This is a genomic window from Methanococcus mangrovi, assembly GCF_054506835.1.
Genome location: NZ_CP197114.1, coordinates 669,249 through 680,124 on the forward strand (window position 1 = coordinate 669,249; position 10,876 = coordinate 680,124).

Annotated in this window: 13 protein-coding genes; 11 read left to right on the forward strand and 2 right to left on the reverse strand. The window is 32.5% G+C overall.

Annotated features, from left to right (window positions below; translation table 11 throughout):
* Positions 1-336 precede the first annotated feature (336 nt).
* From iorA to ACS5L2_RS03645, 4 genes are read left to right on the forward strand one after another with little or no spacing between them, the layout of a single operon-like run.
* A complete protein-coding gene (gene iorA, locus ACS5L2_RS03630) occupies positions 337-2,073 on the forward strand; it encodes an indolepyruvate ferredoxin oxidoreductase subunit alpha (protein ID WP_459202406.1) in 1,737 nt (578 codons plus the stop codon).
* The gene (locus ACS5L2_RS03635) at positions 2,073-2,639 is read left to right on the forward strand and encodes an indolepyruvate oxidoreductase subunit beta (RefSeq protein ID WP_459202407.1); all 567 of its coding nucleotides are present in this window, start codon (positions 2,073-2,075) and stop codon (positions 2,637-2,639) included. Before iorA ends, ACS5L2_RS03635 begins: the two co-directional genes overlap by 1 nt.
* Positions 2,640-2,649: 10 nt before the next feature.
* Positions 2,650-3,948 (forward strand): phenylacetate--CoA ligase family protein, encoded by a 1,299-nt coding sequence (locus tag ACS5L2_RS03640; protein WP_459202408.1) that lies wholly within the window; start codon positions 2,650-2,652, stop codon positions 3,946-3,948.
* A 12-nt stretch (positions 3,949-3,960) separates the two neighbouring features.
* Positions 3,961-4,386: an ACT domain-containing protein gene (locus tag ACS5L2_RS03645; protein WP_459202409.1), complete on the forward strand. Its 426-nt coding sequence runs from the start codon at positions 3,961-3,963 to the stop codon at positions 4,384-4,386.
* Between the two features lie 32 nt (positions 4,387-4,418).
* On the opposite strand, the gene ACS5L2_RS03650 is transcribed toward ACS5L2_RS03645, so the two are convergent.
* Positions 4,419-4,955, reverse strand: coding sequence for a MarR family transcriptional regulator (locus ACS5L2_RS03650; protein WP_459202410.1), 537 nt, complete (start codon positions 4,953-4,955; stop codon positions 4,419-4,421).
* A gap of 364 nt (positions 4,956-5,319) precedes the next feature.
* On the opposite strand from ACS5L2_RS03650, the gene ACS5L2_RS03655 reads away from it, so the two are divergent.
* The 6 genes from ACS5L2_RS03655 to ACS5L2_RS03680 all read left to right on the forward strand — a co-directional run bounded on the left by ACS5L2_RS03655 (position 5,320) and on the right by ACS5L2_RS03680 (position 9,861).
* Entirely contained in the window at positions 5,320-5,670 is a 351-nt protein-coding gene (locus ACS5L2_RS03655) for a hypothetical protein (protein WP_459202613.1), read from the forward strand.
* Positions 5,671-5,709: 39 nt separating this feature from the next.
* Positions 5,710-6,117 (forward strand): CopG family ribbon-helix-helix protein, encoded by a 408-nt coding sequence (locus tag ACS5L2_RS03660; protein ID WP_459202411.1) that lies wholly within the window; start codon positions 5,710-5,712, stop codon positions 6,115-6,117.
* 296 nt (positions 6,118-6,413) lie between these two features.
* The gene (hcp, locus tag ACS5L2_RS03665) at positions 6,414-8,054 is read left to right on the forward strand and encodes a hydroxylamine reductase (RefSeq protein ID WP_459202412.1); all 1,641 of its coding nucleotides are present in this window, start codon (positions 6,414-6,416) and stop codon (positions 8,052-8,054) included.
* Between the two features lie 109 nt (positions 8,055-8,163).
* The gene (locus ACS5L2_RS03670; protein WP_459202413.1) at positions 8,164-8,841 is read left to right on the forward strand and encodes an ATP-binding protein; all 678 of its coding nucleotides are present in this window, start codon (positions 8,164-8,166) and stop codon (positions 8,839-8,841) included.
* Positions 8,842-8,899: 58 nt separating this feature from the next.
* Positions 8,900-9,244, forward strand: a complete 345-nt coding sequence (locus tag ACS5L2_RS03675) for a cupin domain-containing protein (protein WP_459202414.1) — start codon at positions 8,900-8,902, stop codon at positions 9,242-9,244.
* Between the two features lie 179 nt (positions 9,245-9,423).
* Entirely contained in the window at positions 9,424-9,861 is a 438-nt protein-coding gene (locus ACS5L2_RS03680) for a hypothetical protein (RefSeq protein WP_459202415.1), read from the forward strand.
* Between the two features lie 2 nt (positions 9,862-9,863).
* Here the strand turns inward: ACS5L2_RS03680 and ACS5L2_RS03685 are convergent, their stop codons facing one another.
* Positions 9,864-10,421: a YqhA family protein gene (locus ACS5L2_RS03685; RefSeq protein ID WP_459202416.1), complete on the reverse strand. Its 558-nt coding sequence runs from the start codon at positions 10,419-10,421 to the stop codon at positions 9,864-9,866.
* Positions 10,422-10,617: 196 nt separating this feature from the next.
* Between ACS5L2_RS03685 and ACS5L2_RS03690 the strand changes: the two genes are divergently transcribed.
* Positions 10,618-10,851, forward strand: a complete 234-nt coding sequence (locus ACS5L2_RS03690; RefSeq protein WP_459202417.1) for a hypothetical protein — start codon at positions 10,618-10,620, stop codon at positions 10,849-10,851.
* Positions 10,852-10,876 lie beyond the last annotated feature (25 nt).

A 10,876-nucleotide genomic window follows, 5' to 3' on the forward strand; every position in this document is an offset into this window, starting at 1 on the left:
AAAATAAATAATTGTCCCAAAATTTAGGGATACTTTCATCAATTGCTTACATATAGGAAAGGGTAAATTTAAGAAATAGGGGTTTATATTTAAATTAACTGGATATTTATCCAGAATTTCTTTTTTTCAAACGTTTTAATGTAGTGGGTTTTAAAGTTCTAACTTTTTTATTTTAATCAAGTACAATATACATAAATAACAGTCTTTTCATATTCAAACCGGAAAAGGTTTGAGGTTATTGACCAGTCAACTTGCGTTATAATTTTATTTTTCAAAAAATTATCAAAACTATTTTTTTCAAAATAGTTTATCAATATTCATCTTGAGAGGCTTACCATGAAAAAATTAATGCTTGGAAACGAGTCAGTGGCGAGAGGAGCTTACGAAGCAGGAGTTATTGTGGCAACAGCGTATCCTGGAACTCCGAGTACTGAAATTACCGAATATATTTCAAAATATTCCGAAATTAATTCGGAATGGTCGGTAAATGAAAAAGTTGCCCTTGAAGTGGGTATTGGTTCAGCAATTGCAGGCGCTAGAACAATAGTTTCAATGAAACACGTCGGGTTAAACGTTGCAGCAGATCCATTAATGACTGTAGCATATACTGGAATCAATGCAGGACTTTTGATAGTTGTTGCAGATGATCCTAGCATGCACAGTTCCCAAAATGAACAAGATACAAGGTATTATGGAATTTTTGCAAAAATACCCGTATTGGAACCTTCAGACAGTCAGGAATGTAAAGACTTTGTAAAATTGGGACTTGAAATCAGCGAAAAATTTGATACTCCAGTAATTTTAAGACTCAGCACGAGAGTATCCCACTCACAAAGTCTGGTTGAATTGGGAGAACGGGAAAATATCAAATTAAAGCCGTACGATCAAAACCCTTCGAAATATATTTCAGCGCCAGCAAATGCAAGGAAAAGAAGAGTAATAATCGAAGAAAGGTTAAAAGAATTATCTAATTTCTCAGATATTTCCGATGTAAACAAAATTGAGTACAATAATAAAAAAATCGGGATTATTACAAGCGGAGTTTCGTATAATTACGCAAAAGAAGTGATTCCCGATGCATCTTTTTTAAAATTTGGAATAAGCTACCCACTTCCTGAAGAAAAAATTAAAGAATTTGTAAAAACTTGCGACAAAGTTTATGTTTTTGAGGAATTGGAACCTATTTTTGAGCAGAAAATTAAATCAATGGGTTTAAACGTAATCGGAAAAGAAATTTTCCCAGTTATTGGGGAATTAAGCAGTGAAATAATTAGAAATGCGCTTTTAAATGAATCAAAAGAAGTTATTGCCAAATTTGAAAATTTACCACAGAGGCCCCCAGTTTTATGTCCCGGATGTCATCACAGGGGCCCATTTTACGTGTTAAAAAAATTAAAACTTCACGTTGCTGGAGACATTGGATGCTACACGCTTGGAGGCTTTGAGCCTTTAAATGCAATTGATACTACAATCTGTATGGGTGCAAGTATTGGAATGGCACACGGATTTGAAATGGCAAGAGGAAAAGATTTTGCTAAAAAATCCGTTGCAGTTATAGGGGACTCAACATTCTGGCATTCGGGAGTTACTGGTTTAATTGATATTGTATACAATAAAGGCCACAGCACTGTAATAATTTTAGATAATTCAATTACTGCAATGACTGGACACCAGGAAAACCCTTCAACAGGAAGAACGCTTTCTGGAGAACGTACTTCCCAAATTGATTTTGAAGCCCTTGGAAAGTCTATTGGAATAAAAAGAATTCGGGTAGTTGATGCATATGATTTAAAAGCACTCGAAGAAACGATAAAAGAAGAAGTAAATGCAGAAGAACCTTCTTTAATCATTACAAAAAGGCCATGTGTTTTGATAAAAGGCGTTAAATTTGACTTTAAAGATTATACAATAAATCCTGAACTCTGTACTGGCTGCAAATTATGTTTAAAAGCAGGATGTCCAGCAATTTCATTTGATGGAAAAGTTGCAAAGATAAACGATTCGTTATGCGTTGGATGTGGACTTTGTAAGGATTTATGTAAGTTTTCAGCAATAGTTGAGGTGGTAAAATAATGAATATAGTCATCGCAGCAGTTGGTGGGCAGGGTGCAGTTCTAACTTCCAAAATTTTAGGAACACTTGCACAAAATCTCGGAAAAGACGTTAAAGTTTCAGAAGTTCATGGAATGTCTCAAAGAGGCGGTAGCGTCGTTGCATATGTTAAATTTGGCGACAAAGTTTACTCTCCCGTAGTTGAAAAAGGAACTGCAGATATTGTTTTGGCTTTTGAAATGCTCGAAGGTGCAAGATACGTAGATTACTTAAAAGAAAATGGAAAATTGGTAGTAAATACTCAAAGAATAGATCCAATGCCGGTTATAACAGGAGATATGAAATATCCTTCTGATTTAAGTGAAAAACTTGAAGAATTAAATATTGGATATATTCCTGTAGATGCACTATCACTTGCAAAAAATGCAGGAACGATAAAAGCAGTTAATGTTGCGTTAATTGGGGTTCTCGCACAAAATAGCAACATTAAAAAAGAAGAATGGATAAAAGCTATAAAAGATACTGTTCCTGAAAAATTTTTAGAATTAAATTTGAAAGCTTTTGAAATGGGTTACAATTTAAAATAGAAGGGATATCATGATTTGGAATGAAACTATCGAATGCATGGACCGGGAAAGTATGAGGGAGCTTCAAAGCAAAAGACTCTCCGAAACTGTTAACCGGGTTTACCACAATGTTCCTTTTTACAGGAAAAAAATGCAAAGTATGGGTGTTTACCCCGAAGATATTCAAAGCATTGACGATCTTTCAAAATTACCCTTTACAACAAAACAGGACTTAAGAGATAATTATCCTTTTGGAATATTTTCAGTTCCAATGAGCGAAATTGTGAGAGTTCACGCGTCATCCGGAACCACTGGAAAGCCCGTTGTTGTAGGCTATACTAGAAGAGACATTGCAATGTGGTCTGAAGTTGTTGCAAGGGCATTAAACTGTGCGGGAGCTTCTCGAGATGATTTTATCCAGATTGCATATGGATACGGCCTTTTTACCGGTGGACTTGGGCTGCACTATGGAAGTGAAAAATTAGGTGCAACTGTAATTCCAATTTCTGGCGGAAATACGCAAAAACAGGTTCAATTGATGGCTGATTTTAAAACGACAGTTCTTGCATGTACTCCATCATACGCTCTTTATTTAGCAGAAGCAATTGAAGATGCAGGAATGACTGCGGAAGACATCAGTTTAAGGGTTGGAATCTTTGGTGCGGAACCATGGACTCCGAGTATGAGAAAAGAGATAGAAAAGAAACTGGGAATAAAAGCAATGGATATATACGGGCTTAGTGAAGTAATGGGTCCCGGTGTAGCGTGTGATTGTGAATACCAAGACGGATTACACGTAAATGAAGACCACTTTGTTCCAGAAATTATTGATCCAGATACCCTACAACCACTCCCTGCTGGAAGTGAAGGGGAGTTAGTATTTACCACAATTACAAAAGAAGGGATGCCCCTTTTAAGGTACAGGACAAGAGATTTAACTTCATTAAACTATGAAAAATGTAAATGTGGAAGAACTCTTGTTAGAATGAACAAGTGTACTGGAAGAAGCGACGATATGTTAATTATAAGAGGAGTTAATGTTTTCCCATCACAAATAGAAAGCGTTCTTTTAGAAATGAGCGAAACAAAACCGCACTACTTATTAATAGTGGATAGAATAAATAATTTGGATGTACTCGAAGTTTGGGTGGAAGTTGAAGACCAGTTCTTCTCAGACAAAATCAGCATGCTTGAACAGTTAAGTAAAAAAATCAAGCATAAAATCGAAAGCACTCTTGGAATAAGTGTTAAAATTAAACTTGTAGAACCAAAAACTATCGAAAGAACCGAAGGAAAATCTAAAAGGGTAATCGATAAAAGAAAATTTTAATGGAGGGTTAAAATGATTATTAAACAATTATCCGTATTTTTAGAAAATAAATCCGGAAGATTAAATGAAGTAACAGAATTACTCGAAAAATCAGGAATAAATATTTCAGCACTCAGTATTGCAGATACATCCGATTACGGAATTTTAAGAATGGTTGTCTCAAATCCCGATCTTGCATTGAAAATTTTAAAAGAAAATCGGTTTTCAGTCAGTTTAACCGATGTTATATGTATCTGTATTCCAAATAAAATTGGAGCACTCTCAAAAACTCTCGATATACTTTCAAAAGAAAATATAAGCATTGATTATGTATATGCATTTTCAATGAACGATAAAGCATTAGCAGTTTTAAGAACTGAGGATATTCAAAAAGGAATTGACGTATTAAAAGACCACAATACTGAAGTTTTAGATGCAGAAGAGATTTACTGCATTTAATTAAACTGTTTTAAGTTAATTTCTATTTTATATTATTTTATTGCATTTTTAAAGTTTAATTCTTTTTCTTCTTTTAAAAAATGGTTTATATTAAACATGTCAATTTCGAGATGGGTTTTTCCAGTTACAAGGATATAATTGTCGTGTAATATGTATTTTAAGCAGTTTCCAAACATTTCGATAATTGATTTTATTAATTTGAGGTGGTTTCGAATCTGGTATGTTGCATTAAATTTTAATACGAGCATGTCGTGTTTTTCAAAAATTTTGCATTCATCGTGGTGTTCCATGACTTTTTTTATGACATTTAAACAGTGTATTTTTTCGTGTTTTAGCCTTTCGTTATCATCGCACAGGAAATAGTATGGGTTAGTCAAAAAATAAATCGTGCTGTTTTTTGGTCCTTTTACCTTTCCAATTAATTTTTTTTGAATCAAAGAGTTCATAGATTTTGAAATACTTCTAATACTTTCCTCTTTTGAAATTCCAGATAATTCTTTTAATTCTTCGGTAGAAAGGATTCCATCGTTATTGTAAAATTCGTAGAGTATATCGTCTTGGGATACCATGTTTTTCAGTTCCGGATTTAATTTATAGAATATGGCTGTCTTTCATTAAATACTTTTTTGAGAGCTTTGGTTTAAAACAGGATAATTCTTTGAAATTTCAGATTCTATAATATCATTTAACCTATAAATCACTTGTTAGCCAGTACTTTTTTTGGGTTTTAGAAATTTTTTAAAAAGTTTGGTAAAAAATAGTTTAAAACATTTGATGGGTTAATTTGCCACAAATGGGTAAAAATTAGCCGTAAATGCCATTAATATTCCTAATAATTCTCACGTTTTAGAAAAAGAGCAGATTTCATTTACCGATATATTTAAATGCAAGGGTATCCCATATATTACTTTACTTCTTTGGAGGGGATTTTTGATGAGGGGTACTTATGAAATGCCGGAAGAGTTAGAAGATATTGAATCAATAATAAAACCCGGTGCACAAGTAATAAATGTTTCTCGCTATGCGAAAAGAAGGGGTTTTAATGAACCGGTATTCATAACCAAAAATGTTTATGATGCAATTTATCCGGATAAGGACGATACAATTACTTATTTTAAGCGGCTCTACTCGATATTAAAAGAAATGAGGGTAGAAGTTACGGAACAAAAATGTCCGTTTATAACATTCACTCACGAAATGTCAAAACAATCTAAGACTGAATTTATGGCTGTTAGATACCAAGAAAATGGAGACAAAGCCTGGTATTTGTTAATGCCAAAATAACTATTTTCAAATGTTATTATTTACTTATCTGGTGAAATGATGGTTAATGTAGAAAGGATAAGTCTTTCCTTTCCAAAATTCTTACTTTCTGAATTAGATTCTATTGTGGAATCTAAAAATTATTCGAGCAGGAGTGAACTAATTCGCGATGCGGTAAGAAAGTACGTAATCGAAAACAACGCGTTAACTTCTGGAAAAACCGTAAATGGAATGATTACGGTTGTTTACAGTCCTTCAAAAGATACAATGGAAGAAATGAGCCATATTTATTTCGAATACGAGAATATAATTAAATCAATGAACCAGTCTTACGTAAAGACTGCATGCGAAAAGAACAAAAAACTCGAAATTTTTGTAATTGAAGGCGAATCTGATATTGTATCTGAATTTTATCAGAAAATACAAAATATAAACGGAAAAATCTACGATAATATTATTATTTTTTAACTATTCTTCTATTAAAAATCATTATTTTTAATTAGTCTTTTTTAGTTATTATCACTCGTGTTTAGTATTACTAAATTATTTATTAGTAATAATAATTATATCACACCATACAAAAAAACGGTCAAAAATTTATTTATATCCTAAATAACACATTATTACTCGTTAAGTAATTCTAAAACCCAATTAAAATATTCTGAATTAAATTTAAACTATAAAAATCCTTTAAAATCAATCAATGGTAACATAATTAGATTTTTAGGTTCAGAGTTTAAAGAAATGTAAAAAAGGTGTATTTTATGGAACGACCAACAAAAATGTTTTGTAATCAATGTCAGGAAACAGTTAATGGAACTGGGTGTGTTAAAGTTGGGGTTTGCGGAAAAAAGGACAATGTAGCTAATCTTCAAGACCTTCTAATTTATACAATAAAAGGTATTTCGTATGTTTCAGAAAAGATAGGGGTAACTAACGAGGCTGTTGATAGATATATCATAGATTCACTATTCATGTCGGTTACAAATACGAATTTTGATGATAAATATATAATTGAAAAAATAAAAGAAGGTTTAAAATTAAGAGACAGTTTGAAATCAAAATGTAGCGGAACTTGTGGGCAATTACCCGATTTTGCAACGTGGAATGCAAAAACAGATTTAGAAATTTTAGAAAAAGCAAATTCAAAAGAAGTTTCACTGCAGGCTACAGAAAATGAGGACGTAAGATCGTTAAGACTTACCACTCTTTATGGATTAAAAGGAGTTGCTGCATATTTGCACCACGCGATGGTTCTTGGCGAAAACAGCGAAGAAATTCACAAATTTATTAAAAAAGCTTTAATTGATATTTCAGATGATTCAAAAACGGCAGATGAATTGACTGCGCTGGTTCTTGAAACTGGAAAATATGCAGTAGATACGATGGCGCTTCTTGATAAAGCAAACACTGGAAAATATGGCAACCCTGAAATAACTGAGGTAGATATCGGAGTTAGGAAAAATCCCGGAATATTGATAAGTGGACATGATTTAAAAGATATGGAAGAGCTTTTAGAACAGACAAAAGGAACTGGTGTTGATGTGTATACCCATAGTGAAATGCTTCCTGCACACTATTATCCAGCATTTAAAAAATACGAACATTTTGCAGGAAATTACGGGGGTTCGTGGCATAAACAAAAAACAGAGTTTGAATCATTCAATGGACCAATTTTAATGACTACAAACTGTATCGTGCCTCCAGCAGACGCCTATATTGACAGAATTTATACAACTGGCGTTGTCGGATATCCGGGAATTAAATATATTCCAACAGTTAATGGAAAAAAAGACTTTTCAAAAGTAATTGAACAGGCTAAAACATGTGCTTCACCCGTAGAAATTGAAACAGGGAAAATAGTTGGTGGTTTTGCACATAATCAGGTACTCGCTCTTGCTGATAAGGTTGTTGATGCAGTAAAATCTGGAGCAATAAAAAAATTCTTTGTAATGGCAGGATGCGATGGTAGAAATAGAGATAGAGAATACTACACGGAATTTGCAAAAAATCTTCCAAAAGATACCGTGATTTTAACAGCAGGGTGTGCAAAATATCGATACAACAAATTGAATCTTGGGGACATTGGCGGAATTCCGAGAGTTCTCGATGCAGGGCAGTGTAACGACTGCTATTCTTTAGCTGTAATTGCTTTAAAATTAAAAGAAGTATTCGAGCTTGACGACATAAACAAGCTGCCAATCGCATTTAACGTTGCATGGTACGAACAAAAGGCGGTGGCAGTTTTATTGGCACTTTTGTACCTTGGAATTAAAAACATTCACGTAGGACCAACACTTCCAGAATTCCTTTCGCCAAATGTTGCAAATGTGTTAATTGATAAATTCGAGCTTGGCGGAATAAGCAATGTCGAAGACGACATAAAGATGTTTTTAGGAAAATAATCTTCCTAAAATTTGCATATACCTTTAATTTTTAAAAATCTCATTGATACAATTTTTAAATTAATTTTAAGAAGTTAAAAAGATTTTAATTCGTTTTCAGGTGATTTCAATGACAAAATTTAAAATTGAAATTGACAGTGAAAAGTGTCTGGGATATAAAGAGTGTGGACGCTGTATTTTGGCTTGCGAAGAAAGCATAATTATTTCAGATGAAAAAACCGGGAAAGTAAAAGTTGATAAAACACGTGAAATCAACTGTGATGGTCTTGGAGCATGCCTTGATGTTTGCCCCGTAGATGCGCTGAAAATTACGCCAGAATCTACGTTAGGCTGTGCGGGCCATGGGAAAACGTGTTCAGGTTCTGTTGCAAAAAGCTTCAACCGATCTGAACAAAGATCAGAAATGCTTCAAAATAAAGAAACAGAATCAGAACTTTTAAACTGGCCTGTTCAACTTCATCTTGTAAATCCAAACTCATCTTACTTTAAAAACGCGGACTTAATTATTGCAGCAGATTGCGTTCCTTTTGCTTATCCTGATTTTCATTCGAACTTGTTGAAAGGAAAGGTTCTCGCAATAGCATGCCCAAAACTCGATGATACCAAAGATTATCAGCTAAAAATAAGGCAGATTGTTGAAAAAAATGATATTAAAAATGTAAAGGTTGCAATAATGACTGTTCCATGCTGTAGCGGACTTTATTCATTAGTAACTCGTGCATTAAGTGGTTTAAATGTAAATATCACTAAAAAAGTTATTTCACTCGATGGAAAATTGGTGGAATGATGTACGGGTTTTAAAATTTTAAAATTTGGAGATTCTAAAAAATAATCGGGTGGTATTCATGATCGAAGAAATTCACAATTTTAATAAATCTGACAAAAAGTTAGTGGAAATGCTTGTAAATACTGAAGATATCCAGATAAGACACGTGGTACTTCCAAAAGGGGATTTCATGCCAAAGCACATCTCAAATTCGAATGTAAATTTAGTAATCATTGACGGGGAAATGGAAATCACGCTTGAAGCCCAAAACCCTGTAATTTATGAAAAAGGAACTATCTTAAGTATTCCATTCAATACAAAAATGTTAATTAAAAATGAAAATTCTAAAGTACTCGAATTTTTTGTTTTAAAAGCTCCGCACCCAAAAAAGCTTGGGGGCCCGGATGAAGCAATAAAATGCTGATTTAACTTTGATTTTTCAACTATTTTTTTAGTATTTTGTACATTACATTATGCGGTTTTATGGCCTATTCAAAAACTTTTAATATTATAACAAAAACAGAATTTTTTAAGATTAATTATTATTCTGGTAGAAATTCCATTTTCAAAAAAATCATGAGTACTTTATTATCGAGGGATATTTTGGATGAATACGACCACGAATATCGCCATTACATGTATTTAATCGAAAACTATACTGATTTTGAGAAATGTATTAGGGATAACGCTGAAATAATTCCAAAAATTCCAAAAATACTTGAAGTAATCGCTCAGGAAATGTTAATTGCAGAAAAAATGATGTTTTTATACAATAACCGGTATTCGAGTTTTGAAATACCAAAATCCAATACATACGCCCTGAATTATTTTAATTACCTGAAAAATAATATTTTATACAATATTTACTGCAAAAATTGTCTGGATATGAACATTTTAGAATTGAAAAATCACTATTATTTCGAGTTAAATGTTGAACGGGCCCCGATACACAGGCACGAGTTATTTAATGAATATATTGATGGCGAATTTAGCAGGTATATTAAAATACTCTATAATTTAAAAAAAATCAGAGTGTTATGATTTTACATTTTTTGTTTTTGTAAATAATAAACCCCTATGGATATTGCAAATATTGATATTGCCATGTAAATCATGTCAAGGGACGTTTCAAAGTGCATCGATAAAACTCTCTGAAAGAAGCTGACAATTAAGACCATGATTATAACTTTAATAATTTTGCTTTTTAATTCATCAAGGGTATAAATTTCCAAAATGTTTGAAACCTCCCCGTCAGCTCTTGCAATGTCTATTTTTGAGATAAATAATTCATATATACCAAAACTGAATATTAACAGTACGACCCCAATTAAATACAGGTCAACTGCGCCAATAACGCCAATTAATATCTGATTGTGCTGTTCGCTGTTCATAGGGTCTGAAAAATACCCGATAATCGTGTGAAATATTTCAACAGAACCTGCTAAAAACAGTGTAATTGACCCAAGCGTTCCAAAAATAACTGCAAGTGTTACAATAAAGCGGGAATTCCAGAGTGCAAGTTCAAAAAAATGTTCTAAAAGGCCCTGTTCTTTAATATCTTTAATCCCGTATTTTTCCTTAATTTTTTCCGATTCTTCCATAACTAACCCCATATACCAGGATAATTACTAAACGTTTAAATGCCCCGTTTAATATCTTCTTTAATGTATCTATATCAATAGTTAAATTTTAACATTATGTTCTGTATTTAACCATATAAGTATATATATTGTTTTTTAAAAAATATATTTATGATGGCTTATTATCGCCATGTTAAAGTAATTTTAAAGGGGTAGTATGGGATTAGATGACGTTTTAAGGGGATATTTTAAAAAAGATATTTCATACAGCATATTTAGTGTTTTACTGGTAATATTTGGTGTTTCTGTAATCTTAAAGATTTTATATAATCCGTTTTGTGATATAATTCCGTACTGGATAGAATTGGTTCCAGAATTGGAAACTTATCTTGGATTAATATCTTCTTTATTGATAGTTGGAATATTAATTACCGAGTATGTTTTAAAATAAAACTCTTAAATTTTGTATTTTCTAA

Bases quoted from the DNA above. Each gene is read 5' to 3' on its own strand.
- iorA (WP_459202406.1), top strand. From the start codon at position 337: ATGAAAAAATTAATGCTTGGAAACGAGTCAGTGGCGAGAGGAGCTTAC.
- ACS5L2_RS03635 (WP_459202407.1), top strand. From the start codon at position 2,073: ATGAATATAGTCATCGCAGCAGTTGGTGGGCAGGGTGCAGTTCTAACT.
- ACS5L2_RS03640 (WP_459202408.1), top strand. From the start codon at position 2,650: ATGATTTGGAATGAAACTATCGAATGCATGGACCGGGAAAGTATGAGG.
- ACS5L2_RS03645 (WP_459202409.1), top strand. From the start codon at position 3,961: ATGATTATTAAACAATTATCCGTATTTTTAGAAAATAAATCCGGAAGA.
- ACS5L2_RS03650 (WP_459202410.1), bottom strand. From the start codon at position 4,955: ATGGTATCCCAAGACGATATACTCTACGAATTTTACAATAACGATGGA.
- ACS5L2_RS03655 (WP_459202613.1), top strand. From the start codon at position 5,320: ATGAGGGGTACTTATGAAATGCCGGAAGAGTTAGAAGATATTGAATCA.
- ACS5L2_RS03660 (WP_459202411.1), top strand. From the start codon at position 5,710: ATGGTTAATGTAGAAAGGATAAGTCTTTCCTTTCCAAAATTCTTACTT.
- hcp (WP_459202412.1), top strand. From the start codon at position 6,414: ATGGAACGACCAACAAAAATGTTTTGTAATCAATGTCAGGAAACAGTT.
- ACS5L2_RS03670 (WP_459202413.1), top strand. From the start codon at position 8,164: ATGACAAAATTTAAAATTGAAATTGACAGTGAAAAGTGTCTGGGATAT.
- ACS5L2_RS03675 (WP_459202414.1), top strand. From the start codon at position 8,900: ATGATCGAAGAAATTCACAATTTTAATAAATCTGACAAAAAGTTAGTG.
- ACS5L2_RS03685 (WP_459202416.1), bottom strand. From the start codon at position 10,421: ATGGAAGAATCGGAAAAAATTAAGGAAAAATACGGGATTAAAGATATT.
- ACS5L2_RS03690 (WP_459202417.1), top strand. From the start codon at position 10,618: ATGGGATTAGATGACGTTTTAAGGGGATATTTTAAAAAAGATATTTCA.